This window comes from Listeria sp. LM90SB2, assembly GCF_028867355.1.
In the GTDB taxonomy this organism is placed as follows: Bacteria; Bacillota; Bacilli; order Lactobacillales; family Listeriaceae; genus Listeria; species Listeria monocytogenes_B.
The window spans coordinates 2,802,625-2,820,735 of record NZ_CP046449.1; the positions used below are offsets into that span (position 1 = coordinate 2,802,625).

Here is an 18,111-nt window from a genome sequence, read left to right on the forward strand (position 1 = left end):
AGTGATTTATCTGGCAGGCAAAACGTTGTCTAACTAGTAAATTTAAAGCGAGTCCTTATCTTTTTCAAGTAAGGGCTCGCTTTAAATTTCAATTGCGCTAGCATCTTTTTTTTGCTATATTAAAGGATAGTAACGTCTCATATAGGGAGTGGAGAAAAAGAGTGTTAAATAAAAAAAGAGTTATAGTTGGGGTTTTGCTACTATTACTAAGTTTAATTTCTATTAGCTATTATTCAGAAACCTTTAAACTAACTTTAAGCTGGTTGTTATTTGCAGTAGTTTTAACGGTTCTTTATTTTAGACAAGAGAAAAACTTTCAATTTCAATGGTCAACATTGATAACCTCACTAATAATTAGTTTATTTTGGATGGCTTCATCATTCAATGGTGGACCATATGGCGGGAATTTTGTTTTTAATAGTATTATTTTAGCAGGAACTTTTCTTGTAATCACTATCTTTGTTTTACTTTTATTACTTGAAATGCGAACGGAATATAAAGCAAGACCGAATCGCAAAGTAAAATGGCCATTTTTCGCACTATTTACGAGTATTCCATTCGTGGTCTGGATGATTTCATTTCTAGCCTATTATCCAGCAAAAATGACATTTGACTCCTATTACCAATGGGGAATGGCTCACGGTATTCGCCAATATAGTCAGTGGCATCCGCTTTTACACACTTTGTGGATAGAAACAACAAGTGCGATTTACGACTCACCTTCGAGTTACATTTTTTCTCAAATAATTGTTGTTTCATTAATCGTTGGCTTTGCTATTTATACTCTTGTAAAAATGGGCGCGCATATTTGGATTGGTGTTTGTATTTCAATCGGCTATGCCATTTACCCTGCAGCAATGTTTTATTCTGCAACAGCATGGAAAGATTTTCCATTTGCAGCCTTTATATTACTTTTCACCGTTTTAATTTTAAAAATAGTACAATCTAATGGAATGTGGCTGAAAAATTGGTGGCACCTTATCGCTTTTGTTTTAGTAGCTTTTGTTTGTATAAATTTACGAAACAATGGAATGATGATTATCATCGTATCGCTTCTGTGCTTGCTTATTTTCATGAAAAACTTTCGTCTTATTATTACCGGTATTCTTGTTGGAACCTTGGGACTGAATTTTTTATTTGGTCTGGTTATGACAAACGGGCTTAATGCGCAACCTAATCCATTAAACCAAGCGCTAGCAATTCCTTCCCAACAAATTGGGGCTACTTTTTACAATGATGGAAACTTTACTCCTGAATTAAAAGAGTATTTCACTTCCATATTACCTGAAGAAAATTGGAAAAAAGATTACAACCCTTATACTGTAGACCCAATTAAGCATGATACCAAATACAATTCATCCGTCATTGAAGATGATTTTGGACTATACATTAAAAATTGGTTCAAACTCTTAACGGCTAATTTCGGTACTTATGTAGGGGCTTATTTAGATCAAACAGCAGTCATTTGGCAATTCTATTCTCCAGAAAATTATAAAGTATTCTTTGATACTTCAGCGAATATTCAAGATACAAGATATGATGTGAGAGCATTCGCCAAATTCTTCCCAGAAGGTTTATCGGAAGAAGAGATTAATAAATTAGGATATGAAGTCTATCAAAATGAATACAAAAATGCAACTGGAAAAGATGCTGTTAGCTACAATGAGTATAAGAGACGGATTGATGACTCTACTAATCCACTTATTTCAATATCTAAAGCTCCAAGTCTGAAGAAAATAACAGATAGCATTTATGCAAAAACAACAAATGAGTGGCAAAATTATTTATTAAAAGGAGCCATTCCATTAGTATTGCTCATAATAGCAATTGCTGCCGTCTGCCTCCAACGTCCTAAAAAGAAACTTCTTATTTTTGCACCTGTAGTAATGGCACTTATTACTATAGCAATCGCAATGCCAGCAACAGACTTTAGATATTCTTATAGTTTTATTTTCACCGTGCCTATTGTCTTTTTTGCAACTAAATTAAAAAATTACAAAGAAAATCAATTTTAAGGAGAGAATAATGGGAATTCTAAATGAGAAAGTAGCTGTACTCTTGCCTTGTTATAACGAGGAGCTTACAATTGGTAAGGTAATTGATGATTTTAAGAAAGAATTACCAAATGCGGATATTTATGTGTACGACAATAATTCTAAAGATAAAACCTTTGAAATAGCGAAAGATCATGGTGCTATCGTTCGAAAAGAAATGCGCCAAGGTAAAGGTAATGTAGTACGTTCTATGTTCGCGGATATAGATGCTGATTACTATTTAATGGTCGATGGTGACGATACCTATCCAGCAGAATACTGCCATGAAATATTAGAGGTGCTTCGCAATAAGGAAGCTAATATGGTTATTGGTGATCGTCTGAGTAATGGTACCTACACTGAAGAAAATAAAAGAAATTTTCATGACTTTGGTAACTCACTAGTACGTAATACAATTAATCGTATCTTCAAAAGTAATTTGAGAGATATCATGACAGGCTACCGTGGCTTTGATCGTTATTTTGTTAAGACTATGCCAGTTTTAAGCCCTGGTTTTGAGATTGAAACTGAGATGAGCATTCACGCATTGGAAAATCGCTTTTTAGTGAAAGAAATTGAAATTGATTACCGTGATCGTCCAGAAGGTAGTGAATCAAAACTAAACACTTTTTCTGATGGTTTCAAAGTAATTATGACGATTGTAAGATTATTTAAAAATAGTCGTCCGTTTTTATTTTTCAATTTATTAGCCTCTTTGTTTGTGCTTGTAGGAGTTCTAGTTGGTTTGCCAGTCATAATTCAGTTTGCTCAAATTGGCTTGGTACTAAAATTTCCGAGTGCATTACTTGCAACTGGTTTAATCATAATGGGTATGCTGTTCTTCATTTGTGGATTAATCCTTGATACGATAGCTCATAGAAGCAGACAAAGCTACTTCTTAGAACTTGTTAAATACCGCGAAAGAAATCCATTGAACTAAAGTTAGCCAATAAAAGAGTCGATTTCCTAATTCAGGAAATCGACTCTTTTATTTATATCGGTACTACAATTGTTCTACTGTTAATTAAACCACCCTTTTACACCATCAGAAACGTAATTACCAATGCCTGTAAAGAAAGAACCTACTGCTTGTGTGGAGAGCATGAACCAGTTCGCTTTTTCAACGTCGCTAGCAGTTAGTACGTCAATTGTTTCTGTTTGTTTTCCGTCAACATAGCCTAACTTGTCGCCATCTTTTAGAGATACTTCCATTTTACCAACTTCCGTACCTTTTTTAACTGGTGCTTCTATTGTTTTTTCTTTCATAGTTACCTTTGTATTTAACTTAGGTTCATTGCCATTCTTCGGTACAACTAGCTTCACTGCATCTTTTGTAACTAGTCCGACTGTATCTTCTTTTCCTTTATCTACTGCAATTGTAGAAGGATTTTTTACTTTTGATCCTGCTTTTTGCACTTCTTTTACTTTGAAATTATTAAAAGCATAATCGAGCATTTTGTTTGTTTCATCAAAACGAGCACTTGTATGCTCGCCAGGCGCTCCACCATTTGCATGGAGTACGACTGTGATAACTCGCATTCCATCTTGTACAGCGGTTGCAGTCAAGCACATTCCAGCATAATCAGTTGTTCCTGTTTTCAAACCGTCTACACCTTTGCGCCCGTAAATCAAGCCCGGTAATAACCAGTTCCAGTTTGTCATATCAATTTGGTCTGATGTACCTTTTCGGAACTCTTTCTTAGTTGTACTAGCGGTTTTAAGTACATCTGGGTAATCATTTATTAAGTGTTTTGCTAACTTCGCCATGCCGCGAGCTGTCATTTTGTTTTCGTCTTTCGGTCCACCTACTTGCTGACCGCCTTTTAAGTCTTCGTTATTAAGGCCCGTAGCGTTAACGAATTGGTGCTCGCCTAGATTAAGTTCGTCCGCTTTTTTATTCATAGCATCGACAAATTCTTTTTCAGAACCTGCAATTTTTTCGGAAATAGCAATTGCTGCTCCGTTTGCAGAGTAAATCGCCATTGCTTCATATAATTCTTGTACAGTGTATTCTTCGCCAAGTCTAAGTGGTACGTTCGATAGTGATGTGTCTTGTGAAACTTTGTAAGCATATTCAGAAATGGTTACTTTGTCGTCCCATTTAATTTGTCCTTTGTCAATTGCTTCCAGTAGTAAGTATTCGTCCATCATTTTTGTCATGGATGCGATGCCCATTAGCTTGTCAGCGTCTTTTGAATATAAAATTTTACCTGTACTTTCTTCAATTGCGATTGCTGCGTTTGCATTTACATTTGGTGCTTCCGCGGCTTGTGCTGCTTTCGGACTTACTAAGAAGCCACTTACTGCAAGGGATGCTGCCATGATTACAATCCCTGTTTTTTTAATTATGTTTTTCACTGCAACTTCTCCTTCATTTGAGTAAATTATTAACTCATTTTATCTATATTTTAATAAAGAAACCTATCATAAAAATTCCCTTTTCGAATAAGTTTCATTTTTTTGACGGATACTTTCATATTTTACCATGATTTAGTAGTGCCGTATATAAAACTTTTCGCCCAAAAAACCAAAATTTCTAGCGAACGATTGGCAGAAGAATATGTGATGGAAATTCAGGACTATGATAAATCGTCTGGTTGGCGATTTGGCTTTCAGTGGAATTAATAAAGTTATCGCCTGTATTTGGGTTTGGATCAAATCTCGGAAAATTACTAGAAGATATTTCAACGCGGATTTGATGACCTTTTTGGAATAAATTACTTGTTGCCCAAAGGTCGATAGTGTATTCATTAATATTATTTTGCACATTGTCGCCATGTTGCTTGGCCGCCCGGATGATGCCATCTGCTAAGTTAAAAGCCGTTCCATCTGGAAATACATCCACTAATTTCGCTGTAAAATCCGTGTTAGGTGCATCTGATTTGGCCCAAAGTTTCACTTGAATTGATCCGGTAACTTCGATTGCTTCTTTTAGTGGCTCCGTTGAGTAGCAAAGAACGTCTTCACGAAGTTCAATTTGTTGTTGGTCACGAGGTCCATCTGCATTTAGTGCCTTATGTAAGGTCCCTCCACCGTTTGATGGTACTGGATTTTCTGGATCATAGCTAAATTTTGCTTCTGAAGATGTTGTAGGAGGTGTGAATTCTGCGCTCACTTTTTCATTTTTAAAATATAATGGTGTCATATTTGCATTTTGAGGAGGCCAGTTTTCAGCTGTTTTCCAGTCATTTAACCCCATCACAAAATAATTAACAGGCGCTGATGCTGGTAAAGGCTCTTTTTTCAACCAATGATTGAACCATTCTATATGTCTAGCATGCATATTCGCCTCTCCCCATTTAGTGCCCGCCATTCCAAAATCACGGTCGCCAATCATCTGAGTGAAATTAGCATGCGTCCATGGACCAATGATGAGCTTATCTCCAAGACCTCGCAAGTGACCATTTTGAAAATTAGCGATTGTTTTATCTAAAAAGCAGTCATACCAGCCTGCTACATGGAGACCTGGTACATTAATTTTATCATAATTGCTTTTTGCATCGATTTTTTGCCAATGGTTATGTGTTGGTTCATAATTTAATAACTCAGAGAAGTAAGGCATTTCATTTTGACCGATTGCTGGCCAGTCTTTATAAGGTTTAAATTGATAAAGTGCGTCTAAATTGTCTAGATTTTTCATTAATGTGTTCACTGCTTCTTCTAATTCATCTTGCGTTTTATAAGTACGGGCTAGCATGTTTGGAAGCATGGACTCTAGATTCCAAGTTTCCCACATTCCAAGTTCTAAAGCGCCGTCGTGGTCATTAAAAACATCTGTCATGCTATTTTGAGCCATAATTGGAGCAATGGCTTTCAAATGTTTGTTCCCGCTAATTGCGGCTAAAATTTGCGTATAACCATAATAAGATAAACCAAACATGCCGACATTTCCGTTAGCATAAGGCAGGTTCGCAGCCCACTCAATCGTATCATATCCATCGTCAACTTCTGCTATGTATGGAACAAAATCTCCTTCTGACGTATATCTGCCACGAACATCTTGAACAATAACAACATAACCTTGCTCCGCCAAAATATTAGGACGAATAAAGTGAAGCCCGTATGATTTACTATAAGGTAACCTTGTAAGTAAAACTGGATATTCCCCCGCGTCTGCTGGGCGATATATATCTGCGTAAAGCGTTACACCATCGCGCATTTCAGCTGGGACATCCGTTTCAATAATTAATTGATTATGTTTCACGTGAAACATCTCCTTTTCAGTATTGATTTCTCTTTTATTGTTTCGTATACGACAGACTATGTCAAACAAAGCGACCCACTCAATATGAGTGGGTCGCTTTGTCCATTCTTATTTATCTAGCTTTAATTTGGCAAGCGCTTCTGCCATAGGATTGTTAAACGGCCCATCTTCTTGCTTGTTTTGTTTTTTCATGAATTTAGCTACATCTGTTTTGGATACATTTTTATTTTTCTGTTTGTCACGACGTTGTTGGAAGGCAGATAGTTTCTCCCGGTGTCCACAAACACATACAAAAATTTGTTTATCACCTTCGCCGCGCATTTCCATTCGTTTATGACAATTAGGGCAACGAGCATTCGTCGTTCTTGAAACAGATTCACGATGACCGCATTCACGGTCCTGACAAACTAGCATCGTACCACGTTTGCCTTTCACTTTTAGCATCGGCTTACCGCAGTCTGGGCATTTTTGTGAAGTAATGTTATCGTGACGGAATTTTTTATCGTTTTGTTTAATTTCAGTTACTGCTTTTTTCGCATAGTTACGCATTTCTTCAGTGAATTTACGATAATCTAGTTCGCCTTTTGCGATTTTAGATAATTTTTGTTCCCAACGCGCCGTTAGTTCTGGGGATTTCAGATCTTCGGGCACTAATTCTAGCAATTGGCGTCCTTTGGAAGTAATATGAATGTCCTTGCCTTGTTTTTCTAAGGAGAAGCTATTGAAAAGTTTTTCAATGATGTCTGCACGAGTTGCAACTGTTCCAAGTCCACCTGTCTCACCCAGTGTTTTGGCGAGCGCCTTGTTCGTTGTTTCCATGTACTTAGATGGGTTTTCCATAGCTGAAAGTAAAGTTGCCTCGTTAAATCTCGCTGGTGGTTTTGTTTTCCCCGTCTCTAAATTGATTCGTTTAACTGGGATAGTGTCGCCTTTTTTCATTTTAGTTAATTGATCTGGTTCGCGCGACTCTCCGTAAATACTTTTCCAACCAAGGGATTTGACAACTTTACCTTTTAAAGTGAATTCTTCTTGGCCGATTTTAGCTTTAACAGAGGTTTCTTCATAAATATATGGGTCTGAAAGCACTGCTAAAAAGCGTTTGACGACAAGGTCATAAATTTTCCGTTCTTTATCGCTTAAATCTCCGAGGGAAACAGGTTGCTCGGTCGGAATAATTGCGTGATGGTCGCTCACTTTGCTGTTATCTACAAATGATTTGTTCGCTTTGATTGGTTTTCCGCTGATTTGACGAGCAGCTTTTGCATTTTCACCCACCCCGCAGGCCGCTAAACGTTCTTTTAGTGTTGGGACAATGTCTGTTGAAATAAAGCGCGAATCTGTTCGTGGATACGTTAGTACTTTGTGGCGCTCGTATAATGTTTGCATAATATTCAGCGTTTCTTTCGCCGAAAAATCATATCTATTATTCGCATCGCGTTGTAATTCGGTTAAATCATATAAACCTGGTGAGAAATTTTTCTTTTCTTTCATAGAAACGTCTGTGATTACCGCATTTTCCCCTTGTAAAGACTTTACTAGTTTTTCTGCTAAAGCTTTATCAAAAGTTTGCCCATTGTTCCACGTGAAACTTTCTTGTTCGGTTAGCGCGGTAATTCCATAGTACTCACGTGGTTTAAAATTACGAATTTCTTCCTCACGATGTTGAATCATTGCAAGGGTTGGCGTTTGCACTCGGCCACAGGAAAGTTGTGCGTTATATTTCGTTGTCAACGCACGCGTAGCATTGATTCCTACCACCCAGTCAGCTTCAGAACGAGCGACTGCAGAGTGATACAGATTTTCATAAGCTTTCCCTGGTTTTAAGTGTTCGAAGCCTTCACGTATCGCTTTATCCGTTACAGAGGAGATCCATAGTCTTTTTAGAGGCTTCTTGATTTTCGCATAATCAATAATCCAGCGAGCTACAAGTTCTCCTTCTCTACCTGCATCTGTTGCAATAACGATCGTGGTTATATCTGTACGGTTCATTAACTTCTTAACCGTTTCATATTGCTTTCTCGTTTGCTTGATTGGTTCTAGCTTCATTTTCTCTGGAAGCATTGGTAAATCTTCCATATTCCAGTTTTTATACTTCGAATCGTAGCGCTCAGGGTCAGCTAGTGTTACAAGGTGTCCAAGCGCCCAAGTTACTACATATTTTCCACCTTCTAAATAGCCGTTCTTACCTTGTTTAGCCCCGAGTACCCGGCCGATATCTTTACCGACAGACGGTTTCTCTGCCAGTACTAATGTTTTTGTCATCTGTCAAAACCCTCTCTTCTATTTTATTTCGATGCCTCTTGTTGCAGTACAGCCAAGAATTCTGCACCGTATTTATCGCGTTTCATCGCACCAATGCCTTTGACTTCAAGCAGTGCATCTTCCGTTTGCGGCATATATGCACACATTTCACGTAACGTTTCATCTGAAAAAATGATATATGGCGGCACCTTGTGTTTTGCTGCCAGTTCCCGCCGCACTTCCCGCAACTTCTCGAAAAGGTCACTATTTACATCTATTTTAACTTTTTCAGCCCGTTTCGCTTGTTTTCTTTCCACTTTTAGCTCACCTCGTAAAACCGAAACGGCTCTATCCGTCAGTTTTAAGGAAGGAAATTGGCTATCAGTTGGTTGTAAATATTTTTCTGCTGTAAGGTAATCAATTAGTTGTAACACATCTTTTTGGGAAGCATCTTTCATCAATCCATAAGTACTGAGTTCGTCAAAGCGCCAATCTTTCACTTTCTGATCAGCAGAACCTGTCAAAACCTTGGCAATTAATACTTTCCCAAAACGCTCACCCATTCTTTTTATACAAGAAAAAACTTGTTGCGCTAAAATTGTAACGTCCGTGGCTTCCCTTGTATCTAAGCAATTACTACATTTCTCGCAGTTTTCCTCGTCGTCTCCAAAATACTGCACGATGTATTTCTGTAAACAAATTTCCGTATAACCATACCCTGTCATTTGGCGTAGCTTGGCGAATTCATTTTGTTTGCGCTCATCGTCCATTTCGGATTGTTCAATTAAAAACTGCTGGATGCGGCTATCTTGCGGGGAAAACAACAAGATACAATCACTTGGAACCCCGTCTCGCCCAGCACGACCCGCCTCTTGATAGTACGCTTCAATATTGCGCGGAATATTATAATGAATAACAAAACGCACATTAGATTTATTAATTCCCATTCCAAACGCGTTCGTCGCCACAATCACTCGAATATCATCATATAGAAACTTCTCTTGCCAGTCTTTCCGTGCTAAATCGGTCATTCCGCCATGATACATACCAGATTCAACACCTTTTTTTAGCAAGAAAGTGTGCAGCCGCTCTACTTCTTTCCGAGTCGAAGCATAAATAATTCCGGATTCCGTTACATTTTTTGTTAAATAATCAATCAAATACTTATCTTTATCTTGCCCTTTCACTACTTGAAAAGCCAAATTATCTCTGGAAAATCCAGTTTTAACGACTGAATCTGCTCCTATTTTTAGCAATCGGCAAATATCGTCTGAAACAGCCTGCGTCGCTGTCGCAGTAAGCGCGATAACGAGCGGACGTCTGGTCATTTTATCCAAACTATCGCACAGCGTCAGGTAGCTAGGACGAAAATCATGACCCCACTGCGAAATACAGTGCGCCTCATCTATCGCAAATAATGAAATAGGTACCTGCTCAATTAAACGCTGAAAACCTGGCGTTTCAATGCGTTCTGGAGCAATGTAAAGCATCTTTAACTCACCTGAAAATGCAGCATCCAGTCGAATATCTATTTCTCTATTAGTCAGTGTACTATTAATAAAAGTAGCTGCAATCCCCTCTGAGACTAGCGCATCTACCTGATCCTTCATAAGTGAAATTAGTGGAGAAACAACAATGGTCAAACCGTCAAAAAGAAGTGCTGGGATTTGGTAACAAAGTGACTTCCCGCCACCCGTTGGCATGATTGCTAGCGTATCTTCTCCCGCGCAAAGTTTCGAAATGACGTCTACTTGTCCATTCCGAAAATCTTGATAACCAAAGTTTTGCTGTAAAATAGCTCTTGCTTGCTCTATCATTATCTTTTTTCACGCCTCCTCTATAGAAACAGTATAGCGGTTTTATGACTTTAATTGAAGCTTTTTGGAGAAATTCGTGTTTTCTCGCAGCTTTCTTATTTTTATAGTAGAAATAAAAAAGCAGAAACCTCTTTTGGAAGAGATTCCTGCTTTTTCGACCTTAAGAAATGCTATAGTTTGGTGCTTCTTTTGTAATTTGAATATCATGTGGGTGGCTTTCACGGAGTCCAGCGCCAGTCATACGAACGAATGCTGCTTCTTCACGAAGATGTCTTAAATCAGGAGAGCCAGTGTAACCCATACCTGAACGAATACCGCCAACTAATTGGAAGATAATATCAGCAACGGAGCCTTTGTAAGGAACGCGACCTTCAATACCTTCAGGAACCAATTTTTTCGCATCTGCTTGGAAATAACGATCTTTTGAACCGTGCTCCATCGCTGCCAAACTACCCATACCACGGTAAGTTTTGAATTGACGACCTTGGAAAATTTCTGTTTCACCAGGGCTTTCGTCTGTTCCAGCAAGCATACTTCCTAGCATAACCGCATTTCCTCCAGCAGCTAGAGCTTTCACGATATCACCGGAGTATTTAATGCCGCCGTCTGCGATAATTGTTTTACCAAATTCGCGTGCAACAGTTGCACAATCGTAAATCGCTGTGATTTGAGGAACCCCAACACCTGCAACAACACGTGTCGTACAGATGGAACCAGGACCAATCCCAACTTTGACGATATCAACACCAACTTCAAAAAGAGCACGTGCTCCTTCAGCTGTTGCAACGTTTCCGGCAACAATTACTACATCTTTGAAAGTTTGGCGGATTTCGGAAATTTTATTAATAACTCCCGCTGAATGTCCGTGCGCAGTATCAATAACAATCGCATCAACACCCGCCTCGATTAATTTCTCTACACGTACAAAAGTATCATTCGTAATTCCAACAGCTGCTGCGGCAAGTAGTCTACCATGCTTGTCTTTAGCAGAGTTCGGGAATTCAATTACTTTTTCAATATCTTTAATAGTGATAAGCCCTTTTAGAATGCCTGCTTCGTCAACAAGTGGCAATTTCTCGATGCGGTGTTTTTGCAGAATCTGCTCAGCTTGTTTTAGCGTAGTTCCAACTGGCGCTGTCACTAGGTTTTCCTTTGTCATAACATCTTTAATTACTGTAGAATAATCGGAAATAAAACGTAAATCGCGGTTAGTTAAAATCCCAACTAGTTTGCGCTCTTTCTCGTTGTTCACGATTGGAACACCTGAGATACGATATTTACCCATCAAATGCTCTGCAGCAAAAACTTGGTGATCTGGAGTCAGATAAAATGGATCAATAATAACGCCACTTTCTGAGCGTTTAACTTTCTCGATTTCTTCTGCTTGTTGTTCAATACTCATATTCTTATGAACAACACCGATTCCGCCTTGGCGCGCAATTGCAATTGCCATTTTAGCTTCTGTAATTGTGTCCATTCCGGCACTCCAAATTGGTACATTTAATTTGAGTGATGGAGCCATTTCTACACTTAAATCTACATCATTTGGTAATACGTCCGATTTCGCTGGAACAAGTAAAACATCATCAAATGTTAAGCCTTCTTTTGCAAATTTTGTTTCCCACATGGGTCGCAAACACTCCTTTTTTATTGGTACTCGCTTTTTTATATAGAAAAAACGCATCATCTTATCCTTATTTTCATAAAGAAAAAATGGTGGAAAATATCCACATCATGCGACTTGTCTTCTATAATCATGCTGAAATAGCCAATGTATATTTTTAGTTATTGAATATGATGTTACAAGAAGCTTGGAGCTATGTCAAGAAGGTTTTCCGTTGTTGTTTTATTCAGAAAATATAGTAAAAAATGTTTCACGTGAAACATTTGAAAAAGCCGCCTAAGATTGTTATCTTAAACGACTTCACTGTTTATTAATTTGTTGTATAACTTCAAATTTTCTTCATCGAAACAAACAAAGCGTATTTCTTCAATACTTGTGTCATACTCTTCTTCCGCCCATTTGCGAACGGTATAAAGCGCTACCTCAGCTGCTAGTTTTTTAGGAAAACCATACACACCCGTAGAAATATTAGGAAATGCAATCGAAGTTAATTCTTTTCCAGCCGCTAAATCTAGCGCTTTCCAATAACAAGATGCCAGTTTATTCGCTTCTTGATGCTCTCCGTCTTTCCAAATCGGACCTACAGCATGAATAATGTAACTTGCTTGTAAATCGCCGGCAGACGTAATGACCGCCTCACCCGCAGGACAAGTCCCAATGCGATTAATAACCTCTTGACATTCTTTTAATAAATCTGGACCCGCCGCTTGATGGATAGCGCCATCCACTCCGCCGCCACCTAAAAGTCCGGGGTTAGCAGCATTTACAATGACATCTACATCTTGTTTCGTAATATCACCTTTTACAACTGTTATCTCCATACCATCACCTCTTTTCTTCATTCTAATTTATTTTGAAAGTGATTTCCAGCAAGTCGATTATCTTCGCTTACTAGTTGCATAACTGTAATTACCTTCATAAACGGTTAATTGTTTATTCTCCAGCCAAATTACTTTAGAACATAGCTGATCAATAAAATAGCGATCATGCGATACAGTGATAATTGTGCCGCTAAATGCTCGAATTGCTTCTTCTAAAATTTCACGCGAGGCGATATCTAAATGGTTAGTCGGCTCATCAAGTATCAGCGTATTCACTGGCATATTAATAAATTGCGCTAACCTAAGTCGCATACGTTCTCCGCCGCTAATGTTCCCTACTTTTCGGAAAACCATCTCTCCATAAAACATGAAGCCTGCTAGCATTTGTCGTGCTTCTCCTTCTGTCACAGCAACCTTATCCCGAAATGCATCCAGTACAGTCAGCTTTTCATTCAGCTCTTCCATTTGCTGAGAAAGCGACGCGATTTTCACACTTGCACCAACCTTAATCATGCCAACATCAGGAACAACTTTCCCTTCCATTATTTTAAGCAAAGTAGATTTGCCGGCGCCGTTTTCACCGATAATCGCTACTCGTTCTCCTTGCCTAATTTGCAAAGAAACATCTTGTACGATTGCTTTTTCGCTAAATGACTTGCTTAAGTTTTCCATAACCACAACTTCTTGTCCACTTCGACCAGCTTCATCGAATTGTAATTGCATTTGTTTTTGCGTTAACACTGGACGCTTTACTTTTTCCATCCGTTCTAATGCGCGTTCCATGTTTTTCGCCCTTCGGAACATGGCATCGTTTGGCGGATTGGCTTGCATTGCCCACTGGCGCAATCGTTTGATGGCTTGCTGCATCTTTTTGATTTTCTTTTGTTGGTCTTTGTAATCTTGGAATTCCCGCAATAGCCGTTCTTCTCGTTCTTTCAAATATCCAGAAAAATTCGTATGATAAACGATTAATTCGCGGTTCTCAAGCTCCACCATTTTCTCGACTACTTCATCTAAAAAGTAGCGATCATGAGATACAACTAATACGGTTCCCGAATAATGTTGTAAAAACGCGGTCAACCATTCTACCGCCATCAAATCCAAATGGTTCGTCGGTTCATCTAAGAGTAATAAATCTGTTTTCTGTAATAATAAATGCGCTAATGCAACCTTCGTCTTCTCACCACCACTCAAGTCTCCCCATCGTTGCGACAGTAGCGATCCAATACCAAGACCATTCACCACTTTATTCAAATTGGCATCCATCTCATAGCCGCCAAGCTCGCCAAATAAAGCCATTTTATCTCCGTAGCGGTTCATTAATTTTTCGCTGGAATTTGTTGCCATTTCTCCTTCTAATGCTCGTAATTCTTTTTCCAGCTCCTCTAACTCACCAAAACTAGTTCGTAAATATTGTTCTACTATTATATTGGGATCCACCGTCGATAATTGCTCTAAAAGCCCAATTTTCGCGCCCTTTTTGCTCGTCACAATCCCGCTATCAACGCCCTCAGTTCCTTTTAAAATCTTCAAAATAGTACTTTTCCCTTCGCCATTACGACCAATTAAACCGACGCGCTCACCTTCTTCTAATTGAAGTGATACTTTCTCTAAAATAATATCTCCGGTAAAACTTTTAACTACATCATTCATTGCTACTATTGTCATTTTATCCTCCATTTATCCAAGGAAGCATGGCAAATTGTTTCACGTGAAACAATTTTTCAGACAACAAAAAAAGCGTCAGACAAGCGCCCGACGCCAATTATAAGTATAATACTAATTTAGCACTATACAAACCGATTGCGTGACTCCATGCTTCTCTCATTTTTTCTAGTTATACAGTTTTTTGGGCAGACTTCGCCAATGTAACTGCAATACCGGAAAAAATTGCACGGACAATATATAAGAATTTAGCTATATTAGATCGTGCATTCGAAAGAAACATGTCATCTCACCTCTTTTCATTAATACATATAGAATAAGGGATACTTCCCCAAATGTCAATTGTTCTTCCAATCACATGCACGAAACACAGCGTTTCAGCTCAGAAACTTATACCATTGATATGAAACACGAACCCAAAGCACCAAAATCTATTTACCAATTAGTCGAAACCGTTTACATTAATAAGGCAAGCAAAACTAAAACAGACTAATCGCACATAATTTTTGGAGGTGCCATAATGGAACATAATAAGTTGAAACCTTTCCCAAAAGATTTTCTATGGGGATCAGCTTCTGCAGCGTACCAAGTAGAAGGTGCCTGGGATGAGGATGGCAAAGGACCATCTGTATGGGATGAATTTGTTCGTATTCCTGGAACAACATTCAAAGAAACAAACGGAGATGTAGCGGTGGATAATTACCATCGTTATAAAGAAGATGTCGCACTAATGGCTGAACAGGGCCTAAAAGCATATCGTTTCTCTGTCGCATGGAGTCGCGTTATCCCGCATGGTAACGGGGAAGTTAACGAAGCAGGACTTAAATTCTATGATAATTTGATTGATGAACTTCTTTCTTATGGAATTGAGCCAGTCGTTACACTTTATCACTGGGATATTCCGCAAGGGCTTCAAGACGAATATGGTGGATGGGAGTCGCGCAAAGTCGTAGAAGATTTCACTAACTACGCTGCCCTTCTATTCAAACGCTTTAACGGCCGAGTTAAATACTGGGTAACACTTAATGAACAGAACGTATTTATCTCACACGGTTACAAATTAGCGTATCACCCACCTGGCGTTTCTGACGACAAGCGTATGTTTGCGGCAAATCACAATGCGAACTTGGCGAATGCTTCTGCAATTGCTAAATTCCGCGAGCTAGGTACATCCGGAAAAATTGGACCAAGTTTTGCTTATGGACCAAGTTACTCCATCGATGCTAACCCAGCAAATGTATTAGCTTCTGAAAACTCCGAAGAATTCAATGCCCATTTCTGGATGGATGTTTACACATGGGGTGAATATCCGACTGCTACTTGGAACTGGCTAGAAGAGCACGGTCTTGCACCGGAAATCTTACCAGGCGATACGGAGCTTCTGAAAAAAGGAAAACCTGATTTCATGGGAGTTAACTATTACCGCTCAATGACTCATGCATTTAATGGGAAAGACGGCGTTGGTTCTGGGAAAATGAATACAACTGGCGAAAAAGGCACTTCCGAGGAAACTGGTGTACCGGGGTTATACAAAAACACCAATAATCCATACTTAGAGAAAACGAATTGGGACTGGGATATTGATCCAACTGGCTTGCGCATTGGCTTACGTAGAATTACTAACCGCTATAAATTACCAATCATGATTACAGAAAATGGTCTTGGTGAGTATGATAGCTTGACGGAAGACCATAAAATCCATGATGAGTACCGAATTGAATACATTCGCGCGCATGCTCTAGCAATCCAAGAAGCAATCACGGACGGCGTAGAGATGCTCGGTTACTGCACTTGGAGCTTCACAGATTTACTAAGCTGGTTAAACGGCTACCAAAAACGTTACGGTTTCGTATATGTAGACCGCGACGAAAACGATGAAAAAGAATTAAAACGCTATAAAAAAGATAGTTTTTACTGGTATAAAAAGACCATCGAAGCAAACGGAGCTAATTTAGTAGAAGAACAGGGCAAATAAGCCTTGTTCTCTCTGCTTCAACCATTTTGGGAGGGAAATTTTAATGAAAAAAATATTACTTGTATGTGCGGCCGGAATGTCGACAAGCTTACTCGTTACTAAAATGAAAGCGCACGCAACCTCTATTGGGGAAGAAATTGAAATCGAAGCATTACCAGTATCAGAAGCTAGCAGCGTTGTGGACAAAATGGATATCGTGATGCTTGGACCTCAAGTCCGTTACCAAAAACCGCAAGTAGATGAACTCGTACAGGGTCGCATTCCTGTTATTGTTATCGATATGAAAGATTATGGTATGTTAAACGGGAAAGCCGTTCTTGAAAAAGCTTTCGCGGAGATTGGTTAAGGGAGATTCATTCAAAATAGGGAGGTTTTAAAATGAGTATAATGTCAAAATTTGAACACGGCATGGAACGTGTTTTAGTACCAGTTGCGAATAAATTGAACTCGCAGCGCCATATTGCAGCAATTCGTGATGCATTTATTTTAGTTTTCCCATTAATTATGGCTGGTTCAATTATCACTTTGATTAACTTCGCAGTATTATCACCAGATGGCTTTATTGCAAAAATCTTATTCCTAGGGAAAATTTTCCCTAATTTAGCCGATGCACAGGCTGTATTTTCGCCGGTAATGCAAGGTTCGACCAATATTATGGCCATTCTGATCGTATTCTTAGTCGCACGGAATCTCGCCATCTTCTTTAAACAGGATGATTTGCTCTGTGGACTTACCTCGATAGGTGCATTCTTTATCGTGTATACACCTTACACAGTAGTTGACAATGCATCTTACATGACAATCAAATTCTTAGGCGCACAAGGTCTTTTCGTTGCTATTATTGTAGCGATTATTACTGGGGAAGTATTTAGCCGTCTAGCTAGATCCCCTCGTTTAATGATCAAAATGCCTGACCAAGTACCACCAGCAGTTGCTCGTTCTTTTAAAGTATTAATTCCAGTTATCATCATCACTATTCTTTTCTCTGTCATTAACTACTTAATCACTTTAATCGCTCCAGAAGGTTTAAACGACCTTGTTTACACAGTTATTCAAGCGCCACTTAAAGACATGGGAACTAACGTATTCTCTGTAATTATCATCGGGCTTGTTTCTAACTTACTTTGGGTTCTTGGTATTCACGGGCCTAACACTGTTGCGGCTATTCGTGACACCATCTTCACTGAACCAAACTTAGACAACTTATCTTACGTAGCACAGCACGGTTCTGCTTGGGGAGCTCCATACCCAGCAACATGGGCTGGCCTAAATGACGGATTTGCAAACTACGGCGGATCTGGTATGACTCTAGGTTTACTGATTGCTATCTTTATCGCTTCTCGTCGTGCAGACTACCGAGATATCGCGAAACTTTCTCTTGCACCAGGGATTTTCAACATCAATGAACCAGTTATTTTCGGTTTACCAATCGTATTAAACCCAATTATGGTTATTCCTTTCATCATTACACCAGCAATCAATACATTAATTGGTTACTTCTTTATCTCAACAAAACTTATTCCACCTGTCGCCTATCAAGTGCCTTGGACAACTCCAGGACCACTGATTCCATTTCTTGGTACAGGAGGAAACTGGCTCGCGCTTCTGGTCGGCTTGCTCTGTCTAGCCGTCGCGACAGTCATTTATCTACCATTCGTACTTGTATCTAACAAAATTGCCGCGAGTGATGCTGCAATGGACAAAAATGCAACAGCCTCAACGGAACAATAG

The 18,111-nt window shown here is 39.0% G+C and carries 12 protein-coding genes and 1 pseudogene; 6 read left to right on the forward strand and 7 right to left on the reverse strand.

Translation table 11 applies throughout. The annotated features are described in order from the left end of the window. Positions 1 to 161 precede the first annotated feature (161 nt). Together GL301_RS13935 and GL301_RS13940 are read left to right on the forward strand one after the other, a co-directional pair. Positions 162 to 2,015 (forward strand): DUF6020 family protein, encoded by a 1,854-nt coding sequence (locus GL301_RS13935; RefSeq protein WP_003725305.1) that lies wholly within the window; start codon positions 162 to 164, stop codon positions 2,013 to 2,015. 10 nt (positions 2,016 to 2,025) lie between these two features. Next, positions 2,026 to 2,973, forward strand: coding sequence for a glycosyltransferase family 2 protein (locus GL301_RS13940; RefSeq protein WP_003725306.1), 948 nt, complete (start codon positions 2,026 to 2,028; stop codon positions 2,971 to 2,973). 80 nt (positions 2,974 to 3,053) lie between these two features. Here GL301_RS13940 and pbpD1 read toward each other — a convergent pair whose 3' ends face one another. From pbpD1 to abc-f, 7 genes are all read right to left on the reverse strand, one after another. Continuing rightward, complete coding sequence (gene pbpD1 / locus GL301_RS13945) at positions 3,054 to 4,391, reverse strand: D-alanyl-D-alanine carboxypeptidase PBPD1 (RefSeq protein WP_003734219.1); 1,338 nt, start codon at positions 4,389 to 4,391, stop codon at positions 3,054 to 3,056. A gap of 178 nt (positions 4,392 to 4,569) precedes the next feature. Continuing rightward, complete coding sequence (locus GL301_RS13950) at positions 4,570 to 6,237, reverse strand: CocE/NonD family hydrolase (protein WP_003740321.1); 1,668 nt, start codon at positions 6,235 to 6,237, stop codon at positions 4,570 to 4,572. A 108-nt stretch (positions 6,238 to 6,345) separates the two neighbouring features. After that, positions 6,346 to 8,499, reverse strand: a complete 2,154-nt coding sequence (locus GL301_RS13955) for a DNA topoisomerase III (RefSeq protein ID WP_014929276.1) — start codon at positions 8,497 to 8,499, stop codon at positions 6,346 to 6,348. Between the two features lie 23 nt (positions 8,500 to 8,522). Then, positions 8,523 to 10,295, reverse strand: a complete 1,773-nt coding sequence (gene recQ / locus GL301_RS13960; protein WP_003725310.1) for a DNA helicase RecQ — start codon at positions 10,293 to 10,295, stop codon at positions 8,523 to 8,525. A gap of 160 nt (positions 10,296 to 10,455) precedes the next feature. Then, on the reverse strand, positions 10,456 to 11,922 hold the full coding sequence (gene guaB, locus GL301_RS13965; protein WP_003722118.1) for an IMP dehydrogenase: 1,467 nt from the start codon (positions 11,920 to 11,922) through the stop codon (positions 10,456 to 10,458). 287 nt (positions 11,923 to 12,209) lie between these two features. Then, positions 12,210 to 12,740, reverse strand: coding sequence for an ADP-ribose-binding protein (locus GL301_RS13970; protein WP_070298312.1), 531 nt, complete (start codon positions 12,738 to 12,740; stop codon positions 12,210 to 12,212). A gap of 57 nt (positions 12,741 to 12,797) precedes the next feature. Then, positions 12,798 to 14,408: a ribosomal protection-like ABC-F family protein gene (gene abc-f, locus GL301_RS13975; RefSeq protein ID WP_010959094.1), complete on the reverse strand. Its 1,611-nt coding sequence runs from the start codon at positions 14,406 to 14,408 to the stop codon at positions 12,798 to 12,800. A 181-nt stretch (positions 14,409 to 14,589) separates the two neighbouring features. Here abc-f and GL301_RS13980 point away from each other — a divergent pair. The 4 genes and pseudogenes from GL301_RS13980 to GL301_RS13995 all read left to right on the forward strand — a co-directional run bounded on the left by GL301_RS13980 (position 14,590) and on the right by GL301_RS13995 (position 18,111). Continuing rightward, positions 14,590 to 14,898: pseudogene (locus tag GL301_RS13980) on the forward strand (hypothetical protein). Between the two features lie 27 nt (positions 14,899 to 14,925). After that, positions 14,926 to 16,380 carry a glycoside hydrolase family 1 protein gene (locus GL301_RS13985; protein ID WP_003727629.1) on the forward strand — a complete coding sequence of 485 codons (1,455 nt, stop codon included), beginning with the start codon at positions 14,926 to 14,928 and terminating at the stop codon, positions 16,378 to 16,380. A gap of 43 nt (positions 16,381 to 16,423) precedes the next feature. Next, the gene (locus tag GL301_RS13990; protein WP_003725315.1) at positions 16,424 to 16,726 is read left to right on the forward strand and encodes a PTS sugar transporter subunit IIB; all 303 of its coding nucleotides are present in this window, start codon (positions 16,424 to 16,426) and stop codon (positions 16,724 to 16,726) included. A gap of 32 nt (positions 16,727 to 16,758) precedes the next feature. Continuing rightward, complete coding sequence (locus tag GL301_RS13995; RefSeq protein WP_003725316.1) at positions 16,759 to 18,111, forward strand: PTS sugar transporter subunit IIC; 1,353 nt, start codon at positions 16,759 to 16,761, stop codon at positions 18,109 to 18,111.